Annotated in this window: 19 protein-coding genes; 7 read left to right on the top strand and 12 right to left on the bottom strand. The window is 74.9% G+C overall.

What is annotated here, in order from left to right; all coding sequences use genetic code 11:
* Nucleotides 1–48: 48 nt before the first annotated feature.
* Nucleotides 49–2,169 (bottom strand): 4-alpha-glucanotransferase, encoded by a 2,121-nt coding sequence (gene malQ / locus ACH436_RS16525; protein WP_430561348.1) that lies wholly within the window; start codon nucleotides 2,167–2,169, stop codon nucleotides 49–51.
* A 305-nt stretch (nucleotides 2,170–2,474) separates the two neighbouring features.
* On the opposite strand from malQ, the gene ACH436_RS16530 reads away from it, so the two are divergent.
* Nucleotides 2,475–3,545 (top strand): mechanosensitive ion channel family protein, encoded by a 1,071-nt coding sequence (locus tag ACH436_RS16530; protein ID WP_430561280.1) that lies wholly within the window; start codon nucleotides 2,475–2,477, stop codon nucleotides 3,543–3,545.
* Between the two features lie 27 nt (nucleotides 3,546–3,572).
* Here the strand turns inward: ACH436_RS16530 and ACH436_RS16535 are convergent, their stop codons facing one another.
* Nucleotides 3,573–3,821 (bottom strand): glucose PTS transporter subunit EIIB, encoded by a 249-nt coding sequence (locus tag ACH436_RS16535; RefSeq protein WP_430561281.1) that lies wholly within the window; start codon nucleotides 3,819–3,821, stop codon nucleotides 3,573–3,575.
* A 137-nt stretch (nucleotides 3,822–3,958) separates the two neighbouring features.
* Here ACH436_RS16535 and ACH436_RS16540 point away from each other — a divergent pair, with 137 nt between their 5' ends.
* From ACH436_RS16540 to ACH436_RS16550, 3 genes are read left to right on the top strand one after another with little or no spacing between them, the layout of a single operon-like run.
* The gene (locus ACH436_RS16540) at nucleotides 3,959–4,357 is read left to right on the top strand and encodes a globin (RefSeq protein WP_430561349.1); all 399 of its coding nucleotides are present in this window, start codon (nucleotides 3,959–3,961) and stop codon (nucleotides 4,355–4,357) included.
* A 35-nt stretch (nucleotides 4,358–4,392) separates the two neighbouring features.
* On the top strand, nucleotides 4,393–5,316 hold the full coding sequence (locus ACH436_RS16545) for an acyl-CoA thioesterase (protein WP_430561282.1): 924 nt from the start codon (nucleotides 4,393–4,395) through the stop codon (nucleotides 5,314–5,316).
* Between the two features lie 48 nt (nucleotides 5,317–5,364).
* The gene (locus tag ACH436_RS16550) at nucleotides 5,365–6,339 is read left to right on the top strand and encodes a DNA topoisomerase IB (protein ID WP_430561283.1); all 975 of its coding nucleotides are present in this window, start codon (nucleotides 5,365–5,367) and stop codon (nucleotides 6,337–6,339) included.
* Nucleotides 6,340–6,475: 136 nt separating this feature from the next.
* Here the strand turns inward: ACH436_RS16550 and ACH436_RS16555 are convergent, their stop codons facing one another.
* Both ACH436_RS16555 and ACH436_RS16560 read right to left on the bottom strand, forming a co-directional pair.
* Nucleotides 6,476–9,211 carry a glycoside hydrolase family 48 protein gene (locus tag ACH436_RS16555; protein WP_430561284.1) on the bottom strand — a complete coding sequence of 912 codons (2,736 nt, stop codon included), beginning with the start codon at nucleotides 9,209–9,211 and terminating at the stop codon, nucleotides 6,476–6,478.
* A gap of 136 nt (nucleotides 9,212–9,347) precedes the next feature.
* Nucleotides 9,348–12,140, bottom strand: coding sequence for a substrate-binding domain-containing protein (locus ACH436_RS16560; RefSeq protein ID WP_430561285.1), 2,793 nt, complete (start codon nucleotides 12,138–12,140; stop codon nucleotides 9,348–9,350).
* 80 nt (nucleotides 12,141–12,220) lie between these two features.
* On the opposite strand from ACH436_RS16560, the gene ACH436_RS16565 reads away from it, so the two are divergent.
* Nucleotides 12,221–13,318 (top strand): LacI family DNA-binding transcriptional regulator, encoded by a 1,098-nt coding sequence (locus tag ACH436_RS16565; RefSeq protein ID WP_430561286.1) that lies wholly within the window; start codon nucleotides 12,221–12,223, stop codon nucleotides 13,316–13,318.
* Nucleotides 13,319–13,367: 49 nt separating this feature from the next.
* Here the strand turns inward: ACH436_RS16565 and ACH436_RS16570 are convergent, their stop codons facing one another.
* Together ACH436_RS16570 and ACH436_RS16575 are read right to left on the bottom strand one after the other, a co-directional pair.
* Nucleotides 13,368–13,592, bottom strand: a complete 225-nt coding sequence (locus ACH436_RS16570; protein WP_430561287.1) for a helix-turn-helix transcriptional regulator — start codon at nucleotides 13,590–13,592, stop codon at nucleotides 13,368–13,370.
* Nucleotides 13,589–13,987 carry a hypothetical protein gene (locus ACH436_RS16575; protein WP_430561288.1) on the bottom strand — a complete coding sequence of 133 codons (399 nt, stop codon included), beginning with the start codon at nucleotides 13,985–13,987 and terminating at the stop codon, nucleotides 13,589–13,591. Before ACH436_RS16575 ends, ACH436_RS16570 begins: the two co-directional genes overlap by 4 nt.
* Before the next feature lie 269 nt (nucleotides 13,988–14,256).
* Here ACH436_RS16575 and ACH436_RS16580 point away from each other — a divergent pair, with 269 nt between their 5' ends.
* Nucleotides 14,257–16,275, top strand: a complete 2,019-nt coding sequence (locus ACH436_RS16580) for a glycoside hydrolase family 6 protein (protein ID WP_430561289.1) — start codon at nucleotides 14,257–14,259, stop codon at nucleotides 16,273–16,275.
* A gap of 157 nt (nucleotides 16,276–16,432) precedes the next feature.
* Here ACH436_RS16580 and ACH436_RS16585 read toward each other — a convergent pair whose 3' ends face one another.
* Genes ACH436_RS16585 through ACH436_RS16595 form a run of 3 tightly spaced genes read right to left on the bottom strand, consistent with a single transcriptional unit; the run spans nucleotide 16,433 to nucleotide 20,696 of the window.
* Nucleotides 16,433–16,936 (bottom strand): acyl-CoA thioesterase, encoded by a 504-nt coding sequence (locus ACH436_RS16585; RefSeq protein ID WP_430561290.1) that lies wholly within the window; start codon nucleotides 16,934–16,936, stop codon nucleotides 16,433–16,435.
* Nucleotides 16,937–16,980: 44 nt separating this feature from the next.
* A complete protein-coding gene (locus ACH436_RS16590) occupies nucleotides 16,981–18,693 on the bottom strand; it encodes a GTPase (RefSeq protein WP_430561291.1) in 1,713 nt (570 codons plus the stop codon).
* Nucleotides 18,690–20,696 carry a dynamin family protein gene (locus ACH436_RS16595; RefSeq protein WP_430561292.1) on the bottom strand — a complete coding sequence of 669 codons (2,007 nt, stop codon included), beginning with the start codon at nucleotides 20,694–20,696 and terminating at the stop codon, nucleotides 18,690–18,692. Before ACH436_RS16595 ends, ACH436_RS16590 begins: the two co-directional genes overlap by 4 nt.
* 148 nt (nucleotides 20,697–20,844) lie before the next feature.
* Between ACH436_RS16595 and ACH436_RS16600 the strand changes: the two genes are divergently transcribed.
* Nucleotides 20,845–21,069, top strand: coding sequence for a hypothetical protein (locus ACH436_RS16600; RefSeq protein ID WP_430561293.1), 225 nt, complete (start codon nucleotides 20,845–20,847; stop codon nucleotides 21,067–21,069).
* 127 nt (nucleotides 21,070–21,196) lie between these two features.
* Here the strand turns inward: ACH436_RS16600 and ACH436_RS16605 are convergent, their stop codons facing one another.
* The 3 genes from ACH436_RS16605 to ACH436_RS16615 all read right to left on the bottom strand — a co-directional run bounded on the left by ACH436_RS16605 (nucleotide 21,197) and on the right by ACH436_RS16615 (nucleotide 24,517).
* Nucleotides 21,197–22,165, bottom strand: coding sequence for an aminoglycoside phosphotransferase family protein (locus ACH436_RS16605; protein WP_430561294.1), 969 nt, complete (start codon nucleotides 22,163–22,165; stop codon nucleotides 21,197–21,199).
* Nucleotides 22,166–22,277: 112 nt separating this feature from the next.
* Nucleotides 22,278–23,960 carry an energy-dependent translational throttle protein EttA gene (gene ettA / locus ACH436_RS16610; protein ID WP_430561295.1) on the bottom strand — a complete coding sequence of 561 codons (1,683 nt, stop codon included), beginning with the start codon at nucleotides 23,958–23,960 and terminating at the stop codon, nucleotides 22,278–22,280.
* Nucleotides 23,961–24,088: 128 nt separating this feature from the next.
* Nucleotides 24,089–24,517 carry a single-stranded DNA-binding protein gene (locus ACH436_RS16615; RefSeq protein ID WP_430561296.1) on the bottom strand — a complete coding sequence of 143 codons (429 nt, stop codon included), beginning with the start codon at nucleotides 24,515–24,517 and terminating at the stop codon, nucleotides 24,089–24,091.
* Between the last annotated feature and the right edge of the window lie 27 nt (nucleotides 24,518–24,544).

Raw genomic sequence — 24,544 nt, forward strand, 5'->3', positions numbered from 1 at the left:
CCCGCCCGGTCGGTCGACCGGGCGGGGTTCCGTGCGTCGGGGGCGCTGCTACCGCGCGGTGCGGACAGCCTGGACCAGGGAGCGCAGCCGGGCGTTGTCGAAGAGGTCGTCGACCAGGACGACGTTCCCCGACCCGTCAGCCAGCGGGACCTTCCAGTTCGGGTACTCCTGGTCCGTGCCGGGCTGGTTCTGCGTGCGCCGCTCGCCGACGGCGTCGGTGAGCTGCACGCCCACCAGGGCGGCCGGCGACCTCCGCAGGTAGCGGTGCAGCCCCTCGACGATCTCGCGCTCGGACGGATGGTCGGAGACGAGCCCGCGCACGGCGAGGGCCAACACAGCCTGGTCGCGCTCGGCCCGGGCCGCGGCGCGCAGCTCCTGGGCGTCGTCGGCGAGCAGGCCGAGCCGCTCGCGCAGGTCCACGTGCTCCCCGGCGAGGTAGCCGGCGGCGGGCGGCATGTCGTGCGTGCCGACGGTCGCGAGCGACATGCGCCGATACCTCTCCGGCTCGAGCGGCCGGCCGTCATCCTTCTCGAACCACAGCACCGAGGTGCCGAGCACGCCGCGGTCGGCGAGCTCGTCGCGCACCCACGGCTCGAAGACGCCGAGGTCCTCCCCCACCACGACGGCGCCCGCGCGGTGCGCCTCCAGGCACAGGATGCCGAGCAGCGCCTCGTGGTCGTAGCGCACGTACGCGCCGTCCGCCGGCGAGGACTCTTCGGGCACCCACCACTGCCGGAACAGCCCCAGGACGTGGTCGACGCGCAGTGCGCCGGCGTGCCGCAGCGCCGTGCGCAGCATGTCGCGGTACGGCGCGTAGCCGGCGCGGGCGAGCGCCCGCGGGTTCCACGGCGGCTGCGACCAGGCCTGGCCCTGCTGGTTGTACATGTCCGGGGGCGCGCCGACCGAGACGCCGCGCGCGAGGACGTCGCGGTGCGCCCACGCGTCCGCGCCCTGCGGGTGGGCGCCGACGGCCAGGTCGTGCATGATGCCGATCCGCATCCCGGCCTCGCGCGCCACCCGTTGGGCGGTCTGCTTCTGCTCGTCGGCCACCCACTGCAGCCACACGTAGAACTCGACACGCTCGGCCAGCTGCTCGCGCAGCGCGGCGACGGCGGGCGACGCGGGGTCGCCCAGCTCGTCGGGCCGCGGGCGGGAGCCGAGGTGCTCGACGATCGCGCACCACGTGGCGAAGTCGCGCAGGCCGGCGCCCTCCTCCGTGACGAACTCCTGATAGGCGGCCTCGCGCGCGGCACGCCGCGGCGCGGTGAACACCACCTCGAGCGCGGCCTTCTTGGCCTCCCACACCGCGTCGCGGTCCAGGGCGCCCGGGTCCGCCACGAGGTCGCGCACGGGGTCGGCCGCCCACTCGACGAGGGAGCGGTCCGCCGCCGACAGGTACGCCGTCTCCGGGATGTCCTCGACCCGCACGTACAGCGGGCTGAGGAAGCGCCGGCTGGTCGGCAGGTACGGCGACGGCGTCACGGGCGTCACGGGCTCGGTGGCGGACAGCGGGTTCACGCCCACGAAGTCCGCGCCCGCGCGGTGCGCCGTCAGCCAGGCGAGGTCCGCCAGGTCCGCCAGGTCGCCCACGCCCCACGACGTGCGCGAGCGCACCGAGTAGAGCTGGACGAGGAACCCCCACCACTGGTCGTCCTCGAGCCCGGCGGGCAGCGCGAGCCGCCGCGGGGTGACGACCACCGTGGCGCGGGACTCGTGCCCCTCGGTGAGCGCGTGCAGCGAGTGCCACCCCAGCGGCAGGTCGTCGGGCAGGGCGAAGGTCGCGCGACCCACGCGCCGGCCGTCCACGGAGCGGGGCTCGACGAGGACGTCGAGCTGCTCGAGGTCGCGGCGGCGGCGCACCGCGTGCTCGCGAGCCGCGGGCTCCGCGCCGTCGAGCTCGAGCCACACGTGCACGGCCGCGCCGTCCGTGACGTGCACGGGCACCTGCGTCCCGGCCCCCTCGCGCACGACGACCGTGGGCGGCAGGACGGCGCGCCACTCCTCGTCGCGAGCGCGCTGCAGGCTGTGCGTCACCTGCTGGGGCGTCCCCGCCGGCACGCCGAGCGCGCCCAGGACCGCCACGAGGGTGGACGCCGGCGCGGCCACCAGCTCGCCGCCGAAGCCGTGGTGCTCGCCGAGCACGCCGTACGCCTCGGCCAGCTCGCGCAGCTCCGCGCTCGCGTCGTCCGGGGTGCCGGCCGCCGGTGCGGGCGCGGCCTCCGCCGCCGAGGAGCCGGCGTCCTCGGAGCCCGCCTCCTCCGCCCGCACGGCCCGCGCGGTCTCGGACGCGCCGTCCGGATCGTCCCGGACGCCGTCCGGGGACTCGTCGCGGGCGTCGTCCGGGGTGGTCGGCTGCTCCTTGCTCACGGGGACGATCCTGCCATCCCCCGCGCGACCAGGCCGTCCGCCCACGCGGCACGGTGCGGGGCCCGCCGACGTTTCGTCACCGCGGGCGCGCTCGCTACCGTGGGCGGGTGACCCCCGTGATCTCCATGCTCCGGACCGCTGCCCCGACGGTGGTGACACCGGAGCCCACCCCCAGCCCGAGCACCACCAGCACCGAGTCGAGCGTCGAGGACACCATCAAGGCCGCTGCGGACGCCGGTTCGTCGTTCTGGGAGTGGTTCACCGACTGGCCCCTGCACGTCCTCATCATCCTGGCGATCGGCGGCGTCGTCCTGGCGCTGCTGCGCCGGGTCATCGCGCACGTCACGGAGCGCATCGCCACGGGAGCGGGGACGAAGACGACGGAGGGCCCCTCGGCGTCGACGGCGTGGCGTCGGTACCTCAACCGGGCCCCCTTCGTGGAGGACGCGTTGGCCATGGCCAACCCGCTGGCCAAGCAGCGACGGGCGCAACGGGCGCGCACGGTGGGCTCCGTGCTGCGGTCCTCCGCCAACGTCGTGGTCGGCACGATCATGCTGCTGATGATCCTGGAGGAGGTGGGCGTCAACGTCGCTCCCCTGATCGCCTCCGCCGGGGTCGTCGGTATCGCCATCGGTTTCGGTGCCCAGGCCCTGGTGAAGGACTTCATCTCCGGCATCTTCCTGCTCGTGGAGGACCAGTTCGGCGTGGGCGACGTCGTCGACCTGGGTTCCGGCGCGACGGGCACCGTCGAGGAGGTGCAGCTGCGCGTGACGCAGGTGCGCGCCTTCGACGGCACGCTCTGGTACGTCCGCAACGGCGAGATCCTGCGGGCCGGCAACATGACGCAGCAGTGGTCGCGCGCCGTCGCGGAGGTGCGCGTGCCGGTCGACGCCGACATCGAGGTGATCCGTACCGCCCTGGGCCGCGCCGCCGACGACGTGCACGGCGACCCGGAGCTGTCCCCGCTGCTCCTCGAGGCGCCGTCGGTGCGCGGCGTGGACGCCGTCAACGACATCACGATGTCGTTCACGCTGCACGCGCAGACGCGCCCCGGCGACCAATGGGAGGTCTCGCGCGAGCTGCGCCGTCGCGCCCAGGCGGAGCTGCGTGCCGCGGGCGTCCTCGTGGCGACGGGAGACGCAGAGCCGGCCGTCCTCGAGCAGGGGACCGAGGCCTGAGCCTCCGGCCGGCGGGAGGTTCGGGGATCAGGGGACGAGCAGCGGGTCCATCTGGGCGGCCAGGTCGTCGGCCTCCGGGCCCACGATCACCTGGACCACGCGGCCCGAGCGCACCACGCCGAACGCGCCCGACGCCTTGAGCCCCTGGTCGTCCACGAGGGCCGGGTCGCTCACCTCGACCCGCAGCCGCGTGATGCACGGCTCGAGCTCGACGACGTTCCGGCTTCCGCCGAGCGCCGCGAGGATGTCGTCGGCCTTGTGCGGGGCGATGGTCATGGGGGCCTCCCGTGGAGTGCGTCGTTGCAGGTCCGTGATCAGCGTAACGCCCCGGGGCGCAGAGCGGGAGCAGCGGCGCCACGGGTGTCTGGGAGGATGAGCCCGTGACCGACCAGACTTCACCCGCGACGCCTCCCGTGCCGTCGCGCGAGACGTCGCCCGCCACGTTCTACGACGCGGTGGGCGGGCACGCCACGTTCGAGCGCCTCGTGGACGTGTTCTACGAGGGCGTCGCGACCGACGAGGTGCTGCGCCCCATGTACCCGGAGGAGGACCTCGGGCCGGCGAAGGTGCGGCTCACCCTGTTCCTCGAGCAGTACTGGGGTGGCCCCACCACGTACAGCCAGCAGCGCGGCCATCCGCGGCTGCGCATGCGGCACGCGCCGTTCAAGGTCAACCCCGACGCGCGCGACCGCTGGCTGCGGCACATGCGCACCGCCGTCGACGCGCTCGACCTGGCGCCGATCCACGAGTCCCAGCTGTGGGACTACCTGGAGCGGGCGGCGTACAGCATGATCAACACGTTCGACGAGTGACCCCGACCCACCCGGCCACCCCGACTGGAGCGCGCGTGAGCGAGACGTCCACCACCACCCCGGCCCCGGCGGGCATCCCCGACGCGCTGGACCGCCTCCTGGCGACGCTCGACCTGCGTGAGGTCGACGGCTGGGGCCCCCGCGGCGAGGACGACCTGTGGCGCGGGGACAGCGTCCCCGGCCCGGGCCGCCGCGTGTACGGCGGCCAGGTGCTGGCCCAGGCGCTGCTCGCGTGCGGGCGCACGGTCGACGACGACCGGCTGCCCCACTCGCTGCACGCCTACTTCCTGCGCGAGGGTGCCCTGGACACGCCCATCGACTTCGCCGTCGAGCGGCTGCGCGACGGCCGGTCGTTCAGCGCCCGCCGCACGCACGCCATCCAGGACAACAAGCCGATCCTGTCGCTGACGGTGTCGTTCCAGACCGACCAGCCCGGTTACGAGGCCGCGGAGCCCGCCCCGCCGGGCGTCCCCGCGCCCGAGGACGTGCCGTCGGCGATCGAGGTGCTCGACGGCATCGACCACCCGGCCGCGAAGTTCTGGTCGCACGAGTCGGCGTTCGACCTGCGCCACGTGGGCGGCTCGCTGTACCTGGGCCCCGACCCGCAGCCGAAGCCCACCCAGCAGGTGTGGGTGCGCGCCCGGCACGCCATCGGCTCGGACGACCCGCTGCTGCACCGCGCGCTGCTCGCGTTCGCGTGCGACCAGGTGATGCTCGAGCCGGTGCTGCGCCAGGCGGGGCGGTCCTGGATCGACGTCGGCCGCGCCGTGCCGATGGCGAGCCTCGACCACGCCATGTGGTTCCACCGCGACGCGCGCGCCGACGACTGGCTGCTGTACGTGCAGGAGTCGCCGGGGGCGCAGGGCGGGCGCGGCCTCGGCCTGGCCCGCGTGTACGACCGGGAGGGGCACCTGGTCGCGAGCATCGCGCAGGAGGGCATGATCCGGCTGCCCGCCTGACGTCCCGGCTGCGCTGCGGGGACGCCGCGCCCGCCGCACACTGTGCGCGTGCGACTGCGCCGCGTCTCCGCCTCCTCCCCCGGCTACGCGCGCCGCGCGAAGGGCGACGGATGGGTCTTCCTCGACGTCACCGGTGTGCCGCTCGACGACGAGGCGGAGGTGGCCCGCTGCACGCGGCTCGCCGTCCCGCCCGCCTGGACCGACGTGTGGATCTGCCCGTACCCGGACGGCCACCTGCAGGCGTTCGGGCGCGACGACGCCGGTCGCGGCCAGTACCTCTACCACGAGGAGTGGCAGGCGCGGCGGGCCCGCCGCAAGCACGACCACGTCCTCGAGGTGGGCCGTCGGCTGCCGGCCGCCCGTGCCGGCGTCACCCGCGACCTGCACCGCGACGGCACCGGGCGCCGTCGCGTGCTCGCCCTCGCGTTCCGCCTGCTCGACGACGCGTACTTCCGGGCCGGCGGGGAGGTCTACGCCGCCAAGCACCGCAGCTACGGCCTCGCGACCATCCGCAAGGAGCACGCCACCGTGCGCCGCGACGGGACCGTGCACTTCCGGTACCCCGCCAAGTCCGGGCAGGTGCGGGACGTGCTCGTCGAGGACCCGGTGGTGGCCGCGCTCGTCACGACCCTCAAGCGCCGCCGCGGCGGCACCGACCTCCTCGCCTGGAAGGAGGGCGCCGACGGCTGGCACGACGTGACCAGCGCGGACGTGCAGGCCACCGTCAAGGACCGCCTCGGCGACGACGCGACACCGAAGGACTTCCGCACCTGGCACGCCACCGTGATGGCGGCGCGGGCGCTGGCCGACGTCGGCCCCCCGCCGCGCTCACAGCGGGCGCGGCGGCGGGTGGTGGCGGAGATCGTGCGCGACGTCGCCGAGGAGCTCGGCAACACCCCGGCGGTCGCCCGCGCGTCGTACATCGACCCGCGCCTGGTCGACCTGTGGGAGCACGGCGAGACCATCGGCCCGACCCGCACCCGCTCCGCCGCCGAGCGCGCGGTGCTGGGCCTGCTGAGCTGACGCGAGGTAGTCCGAACCGTGCCGAGGTAGTTCTCCCCGTGTCGAGGTAGTGGTCTGGTCCACTACCTCGACGCGGTTCGAACTACCTCGGCACGGGGAGAACTACCTCGGCAGGATGGTGACTACCTCGGCGAGGTCAGCTGCAGGACAGCGGGCCGGCCGCGGGCGCGGTGCCGTTGGCGACGAAGCCCACCGTCGCGGACGCACCCGGGGCCAGGTCGGCGTTCCACGCCGCCCCGGTGATCGTGCCGCCCGAGAGCACACCGCCCCACAGGTTCGTGGTGGACAGGCCAGCCGGAGCGGTCACCGTCCACCCCGGAGCACCGTCGTCGCCCGCGGTGACCACGATCTGGCCCTGGTAGCCGCCCGACCACGAGTTCGTCGTGGAGTACACCGCGGTGCACGCACCCTCGACCGGACCCGGACCGCCGTCGTCCGCGCCCGTGGTCACGCTCACCGGGGCGGACGACGCCGAGACGTTGCCCGCCGCGTCCCGCGCCGTGACCGAGTACGAGTACGCCGTCTCCGGCTCGAGACCCTCGTCGACGAACGACGTCGCCGTGCCGCCCACCGAGCCGACGACCTCGCCGTCCCGGCTGACCTGATAGCCGGTCACCCGGGTGTCGTCGGTCGACGCCGACCAGCCCACCGTCACGCTCGTGCCGTCCGCCGTGGCCGTCACGCCCTGCGGCACGCTCGGCGCCTCGGTGTCGTCGGGCGTGGCGTCCTCGCCGAACAGCCGGTCGTAGTCCGCGAGCGCTGTCGCGACCGCCGTCTGCGCCCAGAACCGGTGGTAGGTGAACTCCGGGGCCGGGCCGCCGTCCAGGTGGTCCTGCACCTTCTGCCACTGCGGGTCGTCGGTGTAGAACGACCGCAGGTCGAGGAACGAGGAACCGGCGCGGATCTCGTCACCGTTCGGCATCGTGCCGGTCCACCCCTCGGGGACGTACACCCCGTCGCCGTCGGGCGAGGACAGGACGTCGTCGAACCGCGAGTAGTCGGCGCGGGTCTCCGTCGTGGCGACGCCGAGCGGGTCGCTGTTCTGGGTCCAGATCGCGTCGAGCAGGTCGTGCGCGACCTGCTGCGCCTGCGCGTGCTGCTCCCCCTCGCCGCCGGCCGCGTAGTACATGAGCGACCGGGCGAGCGCGCCGGCGACGCCGACGTCCTGGCCATAGCCCGTGACCTCGACGGAGAGGCCGGAGTTGTCGCCGGGGTCCGCGGCGTCCCAGTCGTCGGGCTGGCCCGACCAGGACAGGTTCGACGGGATCTGCCACGAGTCGTCCGTGACGGTGATGTGGTCGATCACCCACGGCACCCACTTGTCGAGGACGGCCTCGGCACGCGCGTCGCCGGTCTCCTCGTACAGCTGCGCGATGCGCTCCACGCCCCAGCCCTGCATGCCCATCCATTGGTTGGAGGGCGGGTCGTGGTAGACGGGCGCCTCCTGGTAGGCCATGCCGTAGAAGGTCGCGACGTCGTCGGGCCGGTCGGCGTAGTGCCCCTCCCAGCTGTTGGTCGCGCCGCCGGCGATGCCGCCCTCGGGCGCCTGGAGCCACTGGAACAGCTCGAGCTGGCGGTCGAGGCTCGTGGCCCAGTCGTCGGACGCGGTCGGGGACGCGGGCGCGAGGTCCGGGTCGCTCGACAGCGCCCACGCCGCCATCGGGTTCTGGTACCCGAAGTGGGCGTGGCTGGAGCCGATGCGCCACGCCCAGGGCGAGGCGGTGTCGAGCGCCCCGCCCCACGCGTAGTACCAGGACAGCAGGTAGTGCGCGCTGTCGCGGCCGGTGCCCGCCGGGCACGACGTGGACTCGCAGCCCGGCGTCTTGAAGTACTTGTCGAACAGGGCGTAGCGCAGGTAGTCGCCCATCTTCGACGCCTTGCCGACCGTGTCGGCCACCGCCTCGGGCTGCCCCTGCTCGGCGGCGAACTTGTTGGCCCAGTAGGCGGCCTCGACGGCGCGGGCGTCGGCGTCGGGCGCGTTGGTGTACTTCCACTGCTTCGCGTACGACGCGTCGCCGGTGAACAGGTCGAGGTACCCGTTCTCGCCACCGTAGGAGAAGTCGTCGATCGACGGCTGCGGGATCGTCTCCCACACGGACTCCTGCGGGCCGCGCTGGAAGGTGTTGATGTACGAGGTGCCCTCGTGGTCCGGCCCCAGCAGCTCGGACGAGCCCGGCGCGGCGCCGAACCCGTACACGTTGTCGACGTCGGCCAGCCAGTGCATCCCGTACACCTCGGGGGTGCCGTAGGTGGACCTCAGCTCGGCACCGATCGGGTCGCGCCCCACGGACACCCCGGTGTCGAGCTGGGACGGGTACCGGCTGGGGTGGTCGAACTCCGGCGCATACGTGGCCGGCTTGCCCGGATCGTAGGCCGCGTTGGTCGGCTGGTTCTCCGTGGTCGGGATCATGTACTGCTCGAGCGTGTCCCAGGCATGGTTGAACGGCTCCCAGTCGCCCGTCACCTGGCCGTAGGACGTCTCGAGCCACAGCCAGAACGAGTACGCCTCGCTGGTGGTCTCGTGCCCGTAGTCCGGGGCCTCGACCATGAGCGTCTCGACCGCGTGGTACGGGATGCCCTGGGGCGAGAAGTAGCCGTTGGCGGGGTCGTGGATCTTGTCGTAGAGCTCCAGGAACCGCTGGGTGTACTCGCCGTCCACCAGCAGGGTGCGCTCGGCGGTCGCGCTCGCCGCGGGCGGCGCCGCGGCCGGTGCGCCGAGCGCGGCTGCCGACGGCCCGGCGGCGGCGAGCGCCGCCAGCGCCGCGAGCGTGGTGCCCACGGCGACGGCGCGGCGGACGCGCCCCGGCTCCGGGTGCGCCCGGGTCGTGCGTGGCAGCGGTCGTGGCTGTGTTCGTGGCAGTGGTCGTCGCATCGTGCGTGCACCTCTCATCCTCGGGAGGCTCGCCCCGCCCCGCGGTCCGCCGGCGGCGACGGGGGCGTCGAGCACCCTCCGAGGCTGGTCGCGGCCCCGCCGCCCCGGCAACGCACGGAAACGTTTCAGGTGTCGCTCAGGCTCCGGGCGTCCGTGGCGGCGCCATCGACGTGCGGCGACGGGCCAGCAGGTCCCCCGCCCGCCGCAGCACCTCGATGGCGTCCCCGCGGCCCGGCGACCCGAGAGGGCCCTCGGGCGCGGGCCCGGGGTGCCCTGTGCCGGCGGCGTGCTCGACGACGGTCTGCTCCCCCAGCACGGCTCGCAGCCGCGCGGCACGGGCACGGGCCGCGGCGGCGTCCACGCCGTCGAGCAGCACGACGACGTCGCGGGGCGCGGGGCCGTAGGCGCAGTCGTCCTGATTGAGCTCCCCGTGCAGCCTGCGCAGCGCCAGTGCGGGCGGCGGCGCGGGGAAGCCGGCGACGACGACCTGCCAGCCGTACGCCCCGACCCGGCGGGCGCGGGAGATCGCCCGCTCCAACCGGTCGACGAACAGCTCGCGCGCCACGAGCCCGGTGTCGGGGTCCACCAGCACCCGCTCGCGCAGCTCGCTGCGGAACAGCGTGACGTCCGAGACCACCGCCATCGCCCCCACCATGCGCGCGGCACGGCCGCCCGCGTCGTGCACGGTGACCGCGCGGCAGCGCACGGTCACGTGCCGCCCGTCGGCGGCGCGCAGCCGGTGCTCGACGTCGAGCGGCTGGTGCGACCCGGACAGCTGTGCGGCCACCGCGGACTGCACGCGGCGGACGTCGTCCGGGTGCACGCGGCCCAACCACTCCTGCGGGTCGTCGCCGACACCGGCGGGGTCGCACCCCACGATGCGGGCCCAGGCGTCGGAGTAGCGCACCCGGCCCGCCTCGACGTCCCAGTCCCAGGTGCCGTCGTGGGACGCGATCGACACCAGCGCGGTCCGCTCGTGCCCGGCTGCGACCTCGAGGGCGAGCACCCGCTCCCGCTCGGCGGCGTCGGCGAGCTCGCGCCGCTGGGCCTGCAGGGCGCTGAGCGTGTCCTCGGCGTCGAGCGCCACCCCGAGCATGGCCGCCCAGTGGTTGTAGCGGGCGCGCGTGCTCGTGGCCCGGGTGTCGACGAGGCCGCTCACGACCAGCACGCCGCGGTCGGAGCTGCCGAAGCCGACGGGCACGACGACGGTCGGCGACGCCGGGTCGGTGAGCTCCGGGGGCGGGAACTCCTGAGGGGGGTACGTCGACCCGACGAGGCGGCGCTGTCCTGTCGCGCCCCCGCGTGCGCCCACCACCTGCAGCACCCGCCCGCCCGGCACGTCCGCGTCGTCGACCCAGAGCGCGAGGGCTGCCACCCCGGCGTGCCCGCGCGGCAGCCAGTCGAGGCTCCGCAGCGCGTCGCCGTCCGCCCGCATCATCTCGAGGTCCACCTCGTACTGCTCCGCGAGCTCGCGCTCGAGGCGCCCGGCCCGGCCCAGCGTCCCCGCGACCGTCCCGCGCGCGAGCGCGACGACGACGTCGCGCACCGTCGTCTCGAGCGCCGTCCGGCGGGCCGCCGGGCCGAGCGCCGTCGCCGCGGACGGGGCCGGGTCCGGCGCGCCGTCCTGCTTCGACAGCCGGCGAGCGGCGGCGCGACGGTGGCTCCGGACGGTCCGCGCCGCCTCCACGTGCAGGGCGGGCACCAGCTGCTCGAGCGCGTCGGGGGACGGTCGCAGGCGGGCCGTCGCGTCGGCGAGGGCCCGCAGCGCCGGGGCGGGGGCACGCAGCCCGCGGTCGACCGCGACCGCCAGGACCTGCCGCACCGCGGCCACCCACACGTCACGGCCGTGCTCGCGCGCGAGCACCACGGGCGCCACGTCGTCCAGCCCGGGGTCCGCGCCCGTCCCGCCCGGCAGGCCGGCCGACGCCCCCGGCCGGTCGCCGTCCGGGCCGCACTGCTCGTCGCCGTCCCCCGCGAGGCTCTCGCGGCCTCCGGTCCTCGCGCCGGTCACGACGACGTGCCCGCGGGCCCCGGCGTCGCAGCCGCACGACTCGCGCAGCACCAGCGCCGAGCGGCCGAGGCGGTGCTCCCCCGTCACCCGCTCTCCGGCGATCATCGCGAGCACGAGCTGCGCGGCGCGCTCGCCGACGGCGTCGTGCAGGAGGTCCACGCTGGACAGGCGCGGGCGGATCCGCGCCCCGAGGTCGGAGTGGTCGATCCCGACCACGGCCTGCGCCTCTGGGAGGGGCAGGCCCTGGGCCCGCAGCCCGCGCATGAACCCGACGGCGTTGCGGTCCGTCGCGGCCAGCGTGGCCGTCGTCGGCAGCGTCCCGTCGCCCGCCTCCAGCAGCCGCCGCGCGACGACCTGGGCGCCCGCCTCCTGGTTGTCGCGGGTGCGGTAGAGCCACTCCGGACGCGGTTCGATGCCGTGCGCCAGGAGCGCCGCGCGGTAGGCGTCGTACCGCTCGCGCGTGTCCGTCTGGTCCGCTGCGCCGAGGAATCCGATGCGCCGGTGGCCGTGCGCGACGAGGTGGTCGACGACCACCCGCGCCGCCCCGGCGTTGTCGGGGCCGAGGCTCGGTGCGGACACCCCCTCGACCGGGCCGACGCCCACGAGCACCAGGGGCGTCCCGGCGTCGTGGATCTCGCGCAGCCGGTCGTCCTCGAGCGCGCTCGTGACGACGATGAGGCCGTCGCACCTCGCCCCGCCGACCAGCGTGCGCCGGCGCGGTGCGGCGGGGAACTCGGCGCGGTCCAGGTCCGCCGGATAGGTCTGCAGCGCCACCACCCGGTGGCGGCCCGCACGCAGCACCCGGGCCGCGCCCGCGAGCGCCCGCCCGAAGTAGTAGCCACCGAGCACGGGGCTGACCACCCCGATCGTCCGCGGCCCGCCGACGGGGCCCTTTCCCTGAGCACCGACCGTCGTCATCCGTACCACCGTCCTCGCCGTCGAGTACCGTGCACGTTCCCGGGTGCATTGTGCACCGATTCCCGGCACAGTGTGGGAGCGTGACCACGCCAAGCCGTCCGGGGCCCGCGCCCGCCGTCGGCAGCCGACGCATCACCATCACCGACGTCGCCCGCGCCGCGGGCGTGTCGATCGCCGTCGTCTCCTACGCCCTCAACGGACGGCCCGGAGTCTCCGACCGCACCCGCCGCCACGTGTTGCGCACCGCCGCTGACCTGGGCTGGCGCCCGAGCGCCGCCGCCCGGTCGTTGCGCTCTGCGCCGCACAGCGTGTCGGTCCAGGCGGTCGGGCCCGCCGAGGCCGCCCGGGCCACCGACGTCGCCCTCGGGCTGCGGTCGGCGCTCCGGGTGGGCGACGACGCGCCCGCCACCGACGTCGTCGTCGACGTCGCCCCCGACCGCGACGCCGCCGCCCGCGACCTCGAGCACGCGTGGACCGAGCGGCGCCATGCCGCGTTCGTCGTGGCGGGGCTGACGCGCGACGACCCGCGGGACCGCGCGGCCCACCGGGGCGGGGTCCCCCTCGTGCCCCTCGGCCCGCCGCGCGCGAGCGGGCCCGGCGCCGGTGCGGCGGTCTGGTTCGCCGGGAACGCCGAGCAGCGTGCCGCGCAGTACCTGCGCGAGCTCGGGCACACGCGCGTCGCGCTCCTCGCGCGCGACGAGCACGGCGAGCCGGCGGCGACGCTCCTCGACGCGCTCGGCGCGCCCGAGGGTTCCCGCACGGAGGCGGGACGCGGCACCCCGGTCGAGCGGGTCGCCTATCGGACGGTCGACGACGCCGCGGCCGGTGCGGCACGGCTGCTCGCCACCGGCGACCGCCCCACCGCCGTCGTCGCCGACGGCGACGTCGCCCTGCTCGCCGTGCTCGAGACCGCCCGCCGCCGCGACCTGACCGTGCCGTGGGACCTGTCCGTGCTGGTGCTCGAGGACTCCGCCACCTGCCGGCTGGTGCACCCCGCCGTGACCGCCGTGGCCCGCCCCTGGGCGGAGCTCGGTGCCGCGGCCGCCGTCGTCGTCCGCCCGCTGCTGGGCGGCGGAGAGGCCGGCGCCGCCACACCGCCCGCCGTCGCGCGTCTCGTGATCCGAGGATCGACCGCCCCCGCGCCGGCCTCGGGAGCTGCCGCCCTACCGGGTACCTGACGCCGCCGCGCCGCGGGCGGTCAAGCCGCAGCCGATGATGGTCGCCCTGTCACTCCCTGCGCACGAGCGAGATGTCTTCCGGGTCGGCGGTGAAGATGTCCTCGATCGACCGCTCGAACACCGCTGACAGACGCATCGCGATCTTCAGGGACGGCTCGTACCGACCGTTCTCCAAGGAGACGACCGTCTGGCGCGACACGTGGATCCGCTCGGCGAGCTCGGACTGACTCCACCGACGCTCCGCGCGCAGCACGGGGAGCCGGTTGGCGATCACCGCTGCTCACCGGCCGCTCGGTTCCAGGAGAACGCGATCATCCACGTCAGACCCGCGAACGCGGCGGGTACCGCGGCGGTGACACGCGGCAGACCGGCGAACGCCTCCAGCAGCGAGTACCCGAAACCCGCGACGACGGTCGCCAGGACGGCCACCATCGAGGCACGCGCCGCATCCTGACGCTCCACCCCCTCGGTATCCCCGCGCAGCAGAGTCCGTACAGTCGTCGCGACCAGCAGCACCAGCCCTCCGATCGCGACGACGGCGAGCGCCCACCCGGCCCACGCCGGCAGCGAGTCGCGCGCGTGCAGCACTCCGGCCGCGACCGCGCCCGCGACGCACGCCACGGTGCCCGTCACGACGCCTGTCCAGTCCCGCACCCTCATGTTCGTCATGGGCCACGAAGGTAAAGCACGCTTGCCTTAATGACAAGCACGCTTGTCAGGGTTTCCTCGTCCGCACCCACGGGCCCTCGCCCGTTCCGTCTCGGTGCCGCGGAGCGTCCTCACCGCCGCGAGGACGTCGCTTAAACGTTTCGTGCGCTGTCCCCGGGCGCCGGCCGTTGCCAGGTTGGGGTCGTCGGCGCCGACGGCCCGACGCCGGGCTCGCCGGGCGGCACCGCCGCCGCCACGGTGCCCGGACACTGACGATCCAGGAGGCTCCTGTGCGATCAGCTAGGGAACGGCGCAAGGGTGCGCCGGTACGGGGACGGCACCGCGGCCGTGCCACCGCCACCACGGCCGCGGTCGCGGCGCTCGTCGCAGCGCCGCTCGCGGCCGCGAACTCGGCGGGTGCCGCCGAGCCCCGCGTCGACAACCCGTTCGCGGGCGCGGACCAGTATGTCAACGCGTACTGGTCGGACAACGTCACGGCCGCCGCGGACCGGGCCGGCGGCTCACTCGGCGACTCGATGCGCGCCATCGCGAACGAGCCGACGTCCGTCTGGATGGACCGCATCAGCGCCATCGAGGGCAACGCCGACGGGCCCGGGCTGCGGACCCACCTCGACGCGGCCGTCGCGCAGAAGCAGGGCGACACACCACTCGTCTTCAATGTCGTGATCTACGACCTGCCCGGACGCGACTGCTACGCCCTGGCGTCGAACGGCGAGCTGCCCGCGACGGACGCCGGGATGGAGCGCTACAAGACGGAGTACATCGACGCCATCGTCGACATCCTCGACGACCCCGCCTACGACGACCTGCGGATCGTGGCGACCGTCGAGCCGGACTCGCTGCCGAACCTCGTGACCAACAGCAGCGAGCCGCTGTGCCAGCAGGCCGCGCCGTACTACCGCGAGGGCGTCGCGTACGCGCTGGACCGCCTGCACGACGTCGGCAACGTGTACAGCTACATCGACGCCGCGCACGCCGGCTGGCTCGGCTGGCCGAACAACGCCCAGCCCGCGGCGCAGCTCTTCGCCGACGTCGTCGGCAGCACCGAGGCGGGCTTCGACTCGGTGGCCGGCTTCGTCACCAACACGGCGAACTCGACGCCGCTGGCCGAGCCGTTCCTCGAGGACGGGAACTTCGGCAGCGGCGGCTTCGTGCGCCAGGCGGAGTTCTACGAGTGGAACGCCGACTTCGACGAGACGGACTGGACCGCGCACCTGTACGACCTGCTCGTCGCCGAGGGCTTCCCGTCCTCGATCGGCATGCTGATCGACACCTCCCGCAACGGCTGGGGCGGGCCCGACCGGCCGACGGCGGAGAGCACGTCGACCGACCTGAACACCTACGTCGACGAGTCCCGCGTCGACCGCCGCAACCACCGCGGCGCGTGGTGCAACCCCGCCGGTGCGGGTATCGGCGAGCGGCCGCAGGCCACTCCGGCCGGCTACCCCGAGTCGCACCTCGACGCGTTCGTGTGGGTCAAGCCCCCGGGCGAGTCCGACGGGTCGTCGAAGGAGATCCCGAACGACGAGGGCAAGCACTTCGACCGGATGTGCGACCCGACGTTCAACTCGCCCAAGCTGAGCGGCCTCCTCACCGGGGCGCTGCCCGACGCGCCGCTGTCGGGCAAGTGGTTCGACGCGCAGTTCGAGATGCTCGTCACCAACGCGTACCCGGCCATCGGCGACGGCGGCACCGACCCCGGCACGGACCCGGACCCCGACACCGAGGCGCCGAGCGTGCCGCAGGGCGTGACGGCGACGGCGGACGGCACGAGCGTGACGGTGGGCTGGTCGGCGTCGACGGACGACACCCGGGTCACGGGCTACAGCGTGCTGGTCGACGGCGAGGCCGCGACGACGTCCACGACGACGTCCGCCACGCTGACCGGCCTGGACCCGGACACCACCTACGAGATCACGGTCACGGCGCGGGATGCGGCGGGCAACGTCTCGGCGGCGTCCGCCCCGGTGAGCGTGACCACGGGCGCGGACGACGGTGGTCCGGGTCCGGTCGAGGGTGCGTGCACGGCGGTGTACTCCACGACGAACTCGTGGTCGGGCGGCTACCAGGGGCAGATCGTGGTCACCGCGGGTGACGACGGTGCCCCGGGGTGGTCGGTGACCGCACCGGCGGGGCTGTCCACCACGAACCTGTGGGGCGGTGTGCTCTCGGGCGGCACCATCACCGGGGCGGCGTGGAACGCCGACCTGGCCCCGGGTGCGTCCGCGACGGTGGGCTTCGTCGCCAACGGCACCGCGCCCGCGGCCGGCCCGCTGTCCTGCAGCTGACCTCGCCGAGGTAGTCACCATCCTGCCGAGGTAGTTCTCCCCGTGCCGAGGTAGTTCGAACCGCGTCGAGGTAGTGGACCAGACCACTACCTCGACACGGGGAGAACTACCTCGGCACAGTGCGGACTACCTCGGCACGGCTCGGACTACCTCGACGTCAGCCGCGGCGTCGGAAGGTCACCGGCTCCTCGAGGTAGGCCTTCCAGGCCGCGCGCTCCTCGTCCGCGATGCGGCGCGGGGCACCGGTCGCGGCGTCGACGACGACGATCGTCGTCGCCGCCTTGACGTACGCCTGGCCACCGGACGCCGGCCCCGTGCGGTCGAAGCCGCCGGGGACGCCGTCGTGCACCTCGTAGCAGACCTCCAGGCTCGCCCCGCCGATCGAACCGATCCACATCTCGACCCGGACCGGGGTGCGGGAGAAGGCGAGCGGGCGCAGGTACTCGATCTGCTGCCCGGCCACGAGCGTGTGCGACGTGGCGTGCGGGCCCGTGTCGAGGACCGCCGTGGGCCACTCCTCGCCGTCCGCGGCCTCAGGGTGCCGCCAGAACGCCGTGATGCGCGCGTCCTCCAGGAGGCGGAGCATCGCAACGTTGTTGACGTGTTGGTAGGCGTCGAGGTCCGACCAGCGCAGAGGGACGGGCACGTGCAGACGGGTCATGGTCCGCATCGTCGCACGGCCCCGGCCGCGCGCCGGAATCCGGGTCAGCCCGCCGCGATCGCCGCCGCCGCCCGGCAGCGGGCCAGCGCCGCGAGCTCGTCCCCCACCGGCACGCGCACCATCCGGTCGGCCACCGCCGAGACGGACTCGCGCAGCCGACGGCGCACACGGGCCGCGCGGCGCCGCGCGCCCCACGCCGTGAAGGCCCGCGCGACGAGCGCGAGCAGCAGGCCCACGACGAGCCCGCCCAGCGCGAGCAGGGTCGGCCACGGCATCTCGAGCACTCCCCCGCCGGAGCTCGTGAGGTCCAGCGTCAGCACCGGCAGGACGAGGGGCGGGAGCCGGAAGTACTCCACCACCGCGGCGGCAGCGAGCCAGAGCAGCCCGACGACCGCGGCCGCGAGGAACAGCCACTGCAGCGCCCCCACCACGGCCCACCAGCGGGGCCGGCGCGCCGCCTCGAGCCGGGTGCCGACGACCGCCTGGTCCAGGTCGCCCGGCAGCCGGTCGATCGCGTCCTGCGCGCGGGCGCGTGCCACCAGCACCCAGGGGTCGGGGGCGCCGCTCGTCACCTCGTCGACGTACCGGCGGACGGCCGACGCCGCGGCCGCACGCACGGCGGGGCGCGTCGTCGGCAGGGAGCTGCGCACCAGCTCGGGGCGTTCGGCAGCCGCGCCGTCGGAGGCCGACCCGTCGGGCCGTCGCCGCAGCCCGAGGCGCCGCAGCGGGTCCCGCCGCAGACGCGACACCCACCGGGTCACCGGCCAGCCCGTGGCCAGGTGCGCGTCGCGCCGGTGCGTGGCCGCCACGGCGTCGGCGACGGTCGGCACCCCCGCGGCGGCCTCGAGCGCGTCCACGAGCTCGTCGGCCGCCCGCTCCCCGGCCCGGGACGCGGGGCTGGGGCCGCAGGCGTCCGCGATGCGCTGCGCCGCGGCGCGGGCGTCGGCCGCGAGCCGCGCGGTCGCCGCCTCGCGACGCGCGGCTGCCTCCGCGAGCAGGCCCTTGAGCTGGTCCATCCCCCGCCCGGTCGCAGCGGACACCGCGAGCACGCGGGCGCCGTCGAGCCCGTCGGCGGCGACCAGCCGGCGCAGGTCGGCGAGCATCGCGTCGGTCTCCGCGTCGGCCAGCCGGTCGGTCTGGTTGAGCACCACCACGACCACCTCGGACCGCCCGGCGAGCGGGCGCAGGTAGCGCTCGTGCAGGGCAGCGTCGGCGTACTTCTGCGGGTCCACCACCCACACCAGCAGGTCGGCCCGCTCCACGAGACGCTCGGCCCGCACCCGGTGCTCGACGACGACCGAGTCGTGGTCGGGTAGGTCGAGCAGCACCAGCCCCGTCGAGATCCCCGCGGGGGCGCGCCGACCCCGCAGCCGGGCGAGCCCGCGCCGCGCGGGGCGCTCCGCCTCGTCGTCATCGGGCACCGCCATCTCCTCGCGCCGCTTGACCTCGAGCCAGTCGAGCAGCGGGCCCGCGCCGTCGCCCCAGACCGCCGCGACGGCGTGGGACGTGGTCGGCCGGCGCACGCCCACCGTCGCGATCTCGGAGCCCGCGACGGCGTTGAGCACGCTCGACTTGCCCGAGCCGGTCGCTCCCGCGAGCGCCACCACCGTGTGCTCCGCGGACAGCCCGCCGCGGACGCGGGCGCGCTTCACCACGCCGCGGGCGTCGTCGAGCAGCTCCCGGTCGAGCCGGCCGCTCGCCGCCACGATCGCCGTCTCCAGCGCCGCGGTCCGGTCCGCGAGGTCGATCCGACTCACTGCTCCCCCTCCTCGCGCCGCCCGCGCGACCGTCGCCGTGACCACCAACCACCCCGCCGCGCCGTGGCCTCCTCGTCGGGGGCGGCCGTCGCCTCGGGCCCCGCGGGGGTCTCGGGCGGCCGGAAGGAGCCGGCGCCGCGCAGCAACCCGCCGCTCCACGGGCGGGTGGCGCCCTCCGGCGGCGCGACCCGCGCCGCACGCTCGGCGCGGGCTGCGGCGGCGACGCGGTGGGCGGCGTCCCGGACGCCGCCGGCGCCGGTCTCCCGGGTGCCCAGGGCGTCGAGCTGCGCCGTGTACCGGGCGGCCTGGCCCCGCAGGACGGCGTCGACACGGCCGTTCAGCCGTTCCTTCGCCTGCGCCGCCAGCTGACGCACCGCCTCGTCCCCGAAGACCGCCTCGAGCAGCTTCTGGGCGACGATCGCGGTGCCGCCGGCGATGCCGATCTCCGCGCCCGTCAGGCCGGCGGTCGAGGCGAAGACGATGACCATGAGGCTGACGCCGAGCGCGTTGACGCCGAAGGAGACCGCGCGGGCCGTGCCGCGTCGCGACTCTCCCTGCTCGCGCACGAGGGACAGCACGTCGTCCTGCCAGCCGCGGATCTGCTCCGCGACCTCGGTGCGCAGCGCGGCGGGCACCCGCGCCAGGTCGAGGCCGTCCAGGAGGGCTGCGCCCGCGCCGTCGCCCCGCCAGGCCGCGAAGGTGCGCTCGGCGGCCTGCTCCGCCGCGTCGAGGATGACCGACTCCAGCCCGTGCGCGATGGCCTGCTCCACCTGCGGCGCCTCCTTGGGGCGGCCGCGGAAGAACCGCGCCACCGCGTCCCGCACGCGCCCCACGCCCGCCTCGACGGAGCGGAAGAACTCGCCCGTCCCGACGAAGTCCTGCCAGCGGGCCAGCACCTCTCCCCGCAGCAGCGCGCCGTCGGACGTCGCGGTCTCCACCTGCTCCAGCGCCTCCGCGTGGTACCTGCGGACGGCGTCGCGCAGCCGGGCGTCGGCCACCTCCTGCCCGTCTGCGGTCTCCGCGAGCGCGACGGCGCGCCGGACGAGGTCGTCGACGACGCCGTCGCGCGTGGCGGCGATGACACGTGCCCGGGCCTCCGGGTCGCCGCCCAGCCCCGACAGCCAGGTCGCGACCTCGGCGACCTCGGCCTCCGGCAGCAGGCCGTCGACGAGGGCGCCGGGCCCCTGCTCGGCCGCCTCGCCGAGCACGAAGACGCGCGCGTCGCCCAGCCCGTGCTCCTCCGTCATGCGGCGCAGGTCGTCGGCCACGACCTCCGCTCCGGGGTCGACACGGTCGAGCACGATGGCGACCTGCGCCCGGCGCCGCGCCGCCTGGGCGAGCAGGTCCCACGGCACGGCGTCCGCGTACCGGGCGGCCGTCGTGACGAAGAGCCACAGGTCGGCAGCGCCCAGCAGCTGGGCGGACAGCTCACGGTTGGCCGTCTCGACGCTGTCGATGTCCGGCGCGTCCAGGAGCGCGAGCCCTTGCGGCAGCGCCTCGCTGGCGACCAGCCGCAACGCCGCGGACCCCTCGGCCCCGGGCGGGTCGGTCCGCGGGCTCGGCTCGGTGGGCCGAGCGTCTGACGGGTGCCCCGCCGACGTCACGCGCGCCAGGCCGGGCAGCACCCGGTCCGTGGTGAACCAGCGGGCGTCCAGGGGGTGGTGCACCAGGACGGGTGCGCGGGTGGTGGGGCGCAGGACGCCGGGTGCCGAGACCGGCTCACCGAGCAGCGAGTTGACCAGGGTGGACTTTCCCGCGCCCGTCGAGCCGCCGACGACGACCAGCAGCGGCGCGCGCTCCGCCCGCAGGCGCGGCAGCAGGTAGTCGTCGAGCTGGTCGGTGGCCTGGTGCAGGTCGGCCCGCGCGGCGCCGACACCGGGCGTCTCCAGCGGCAGGCGCAGCGCGCCGAGCCGCGCCCGCAGCGTCTCGAGCGCGTCGACCAGCTCCCGGGCCGCTGCCTCGTCCCGCAGGTCGGGGACGGGGGGCGTGTCCGGGTCGGTCATGTGCCCAGTGTGCCCATCAGGGACGATCCGTGCAGAGCCGACCTGTGAGATGACGCACCCGACCGCCCCGGACGGCCCGATCCGCGGTGGAATGGGACGGCACGACGGCGTGCCGCGCGCCGGCCCACCGGACCCCTGGAGGCAGCAGGTGACCAGCACGTTCCGCATCCCCCGCAAGGAGCTCACGGACCTGTACGGCCGCGCCGTCGCCTGGTACGCGCGGCGCACGTTCGGGCAGGTGCCCGACAGCGCGTACGTCCTCGCTCACCACCCGCGCGCGATGCGCGCCATGTTCGGGCTCGAGATGAAGATCGGGCGGTGGAAGTCGCTCGACCCCACCCTCAAGACGGCTCCCCCGCGATGGTCGAGCTGACCGAGATGGTCGCCGTCGAGAACATGCGGGCGCGGTCGTACTCCGCCGCGGGCGTGCAGAGCCAGGGCTACTCGGACGTGTGCGAGCTACCGCTCGCGTCGTCCTGACGCGCCTCCTGTCCGGCCCGTCAGCCCAGGCGACGGCGGAGCCACGCCACGCACGCCTCGCCCTGGGCGCGCTGGAACGCCCGCAGGTGCGGGATCCCCGGGACCGGCGGCTGCAGCGACGAGTGCACGAAGTACCCGGTGAGCGCGACGAGGTAGGCCGTCACGGCGTCGGCGTCGGTCCCTGCCGGCAGCGGGCGCAGGCGCAGCGCCTCCTCCGGCGTCGGGCCGCCCTCGACCTGCACGGCAGGCAGCATGCCCACCAGGTCGCAGAACCCCGCGCCCCGTCCTGGGTACGCCCAGTCGACGGCGAGCGCGCGCAGCCCGTTCGGGCCGCGCCCACGCCCGCCCTCGACGAGCACCGCGTTGTCGCCGCGCAGGTCCCCGTGGACGAGGCGGTCGCCGGCGACGGCCGCCGGCGCCTCGAGCTCGATGGTCGCGAGGCGGTCCAGCTGCCCGGCGAGCCACGGGTCGTACGACGCGAGGCCACCCGGGCGCTCCGCCGCGAGCCGCCCGACGAGCTGCGCGGGCAGCTCGTCGGCGAACTCGGGCAGCACCTCCGCGCCGAGGGCGTGCGTCCCCACCTCGACCGCGAGGTCGAGCACCGCGCGCAGCTCGTCCTCGCGCCAGGGGTGCGCCGGCGCACGGCCCTCGACGGCGTCGAAGGCCAGCACGACCCAGTCGGCTCCCTCCTCGACGCCGAGCTCGGCGAGCCACTGCAGGCGCGGCGCGGGCACGCCTTCGCCCAGCAGGGCCGAGCGCTCCGCCTCCTGGCGGTACAGGCCCACCGTGAAGGAGTGCTCGGGACCGACCGCCTTGACGAACACCGCTCCGTGGTCGGTGCGCAGCGTGGACGCCAGGCCCTGGGAGTACCCGCCGTCGTGACTGGTCCACCCCGTCACCGGCGCCCCGAGCCGCGCCTCGATCCCCGCGCGCACGACGGCGGGCAGGTCGGGCCAGACGGGTCGGGTGCGGGCGGTGGTCACGTCCATCGCAGGAGTATCGCCGACGAGCAGACCCGTGCCCCACGCATTTCCCGGACGCAGGACGCCCCCGGCACCGTGGGATGCCGGGGGCGTCGCGCTGTGCGCGGAGAGCGCGGGCTCAGTCGCGCGTGAGCTTGCGGTACGTCACGCGGTGCGGGCGCGCGGCGTCGGCGCCCAGGCGCTCGACCTTGTTCTCCTCGTACGAGGCGAAGTTGCCCTCGAACCAGTACCAGTTCGCCGGGTCCTCCTCCGTGCCCTCGTACGCGAGGATGTGCGTCGCGACGCGGTCGAGGAACCACCGGTCGTGGGAGACCACGACGGCGCAGCCGGGGAACTCGAGCAGCGCGTTCTCCAGCGAGCCGAGGGTCTCGACGTCGAGGTCGTTGGTGGGCTCGTCGAGCAGCAGCAGGTTGCCGCCCTGCTTGAGCGTCAGCGCCAGGTTGAGGCGGTTGCGCTCACCGCCGGACAGCACGCCCGCGGGCTTCTGCTGGTCCGGGCCCTTGAAGCCGAACGACGCCACGTAGGCGCGCGACGGGATCTCGACGTTGCCGACCTTGATGAAGTCGAGCCCGTCGGACACGACCTCCCACAGCGTTTTCTTCGGGTCGATGCCGCCACGCGACTGGTCGACGTAGGAGATCTTGACGGTCTCGCCGACCTTCAGGTCGCCGCCGTCCAGCGGCTCCAGGCCGACGATCGTCTTGAACAGCGTGGTCTTGCCGACACCGTTCGGGCCGATGACGCCGACGATGCCGTTGCGCGGCAGCGTGAAGCTCAGGCCGTCGATGAGCTGGCGCCCGTCGAAGCCCTTCTGCAGGTTGCTGGCCTCCAGGACCACGCTGCCCAGGCGCGGGCCGGCGGGGATCTGGATCTCCTCGAAGTCGAGCTTCCGCGTCCGCTCCGCCTCCGCGGCCATCTCCTCGTAGCGGGCCAAACGCGCCTTCGACTTGGTCTGGCGGCCCTTGGCGTTGGAGCGCACCCAGTCGAGCTCGTCCTTGAGGCGCTTGGCGAGCTTGGCGTCCTTCTTGCCCTGCACCTCGAGGCGGGCCTGCTTCTTCTCCAGGTAGGTGGAGTAGTTGCCCTCGTACGGGTAGAGGCGGCCGCGGTCGACCTCGCAGATCCACTCCGCGACGTGGTCGAGGAAGTAGCGGTCGTGGGTCACGGCCAGGACGGCGCCCGGGTAGGTGGCCAGGTGCTGCTCGAGCCACAGCACCGACTCGGCGTCCAGGTGGTTGGTGGGCTCGTCGAGCAGCAGCAGGTCGGGCTTCTCCAGCAGCAGCTTGCACAGCGCGACGCGGCGGCGCTCACCACCGGAGAGCACCTTGACGTCTGCGTCCGGCGGCGGGCAGCGCAGGGCGTCCATCGCCTGCTCGAGCTGGGAGTCGAGGTCCCACGCGTCGGCGGCGTCGATCTCCTCCTGCAGCGTGCCCATCTCGGCCAGCAGGGTGTCGAAGTCGGCGTCGGGCTCGGCCATGAGCGCGGAGATCTCGTTGAAGCGGTCGATCTTCGCCTTGAGCGGGCCGACCGCCTCCTCGACGTTGCCGAGCACCGTCTTGTCCTCGTTGAGCGGCGGCTCCTGCATGAGGATGCCGACCGTGTACCCCGGGGAGAGGCGCGCCTCGCCGTTGGACGGCTGCTCGAGGCCGGCCATGATCTTGAGGATGGTCGACTTGCCGGCGCCGTTGGGCCCGACGACGCCGATCTTGGCGCCGGGCAGGAAGTTCAGCGAGACGTTGTCGAGGATGACCTTGTCGCCGTGCGCCTTGCGCGCCTTGTACATGGAGTAGATGAACTCAGCCACTGGCTCTGCTTCCACCGTTCGATCGCGCGGCGGACCCGAGGGATCGGGTCCGAGAGGTTCGAGGCTCCAGCGGGCGGGCTGGAGGACCGGCATGGCGGCCGGTCCACCAGCCTACGCGACCCCGGGCCTCACACGCCGACCGGCACCGGCTCGGGCTCCCGATCGGGCTCCGGCGCGTCCTCGGGTTCCGTGCGGTCGACCACGCGCGTGAACCGGGCCAGCCCGCGGGTCACGTCGGGCCCGACGCCGTACGCGTCGATCACCAGCTGCCAGCGGTCCTTGCCCTCCTTGTCCGTCCACTCCTCGGTGGACAGACGGCCGGTGACGACCACCGGGTCGCCCTGCGCCAACGACTCCGCCACGTTGCGGGCGCCGGAGCGGAAGGACTTCACCGTGAACCACAGGGTCTGGCCGTCGGACCACTCGCCGCTGCGCTGGTCGCGCACCCGCCGGGTGCTCGCCACCCGAAAGGTGGTCCACTCCACCCCGCCGTCGGACCGGTTCAGCGTCGGCTTCGTCCCGACGAACCCGTTCACCGTGATGCTGACCTCGTTCATGCGCTCCTCCTGGGTCCGGCCGTCGGC

Source organism: Isoptericola sp. NPDC019693 (assembly GCF_044389085.1).
In the GTDB taxonomy this organism is placed as follows: Bacteria; Actinomycetota; Actinomycetes; order Actinomycetales; family Cellulomonadaceae; genus Isoptericola.

Coding starts and splice junctions, on each gene's coding strand:
- ACH436_RS16605 (WP_430561294.1), bottom strand. CDS start 22,165: ATGGACGTGACCACCGCCCGCACCCGACCCGTCTGGCCCGACCTGCCC.
- ACH436_RS16535 (WP_430561281.1), bottom strand. CDS start 3,821: ATGACCATCGCCCCGCACAAGGCCGACGACATCCTCGCGGCGCTCGGC.
- ACH436_RS16595 (WP_430561292.1), bottom strand. CDS start 20,696: ATGACCGACCCGGACACGCCCCCCGTCCCCGACCTGCGGGACGAGGCA.
- ACH436_RS16560 (WP_430561285.1), bottom strand. CDS start 12,140: ATGACGACGGTCGGTGCTCAGGGAAAGGGCCCCGTCGGCGGGCCGCGG.
- ACH436_RS16575 (WP_430561288.1), bottom strand. CDS start 13,987: ATGACGAACATGAGGGTGCGGGACTGGACAGGCGTCGTGACGGGCACC.
- ACH436_RS16555 (WP_430561284.1), bottom strand. CDS start 9,211: ATGCGACGACCACTGCCACGAACACAGCCACGACCGCTGCCACGCACG.
- ACH436_RS16615 (WP_430561296.1), bottom strand. CDS start 24,517: ATGAACGAGGTCAGCATCACGGTGAACGGGTTCGTCGGGACGAAGCCG.
- ACH436_RS16585 (WP_430561290.1), bottom strand. CDS start 16,936: ATGACCCGTCTGCACGTGCCCGTCCCTCTGCGCTGGTCGGACCTCGAC.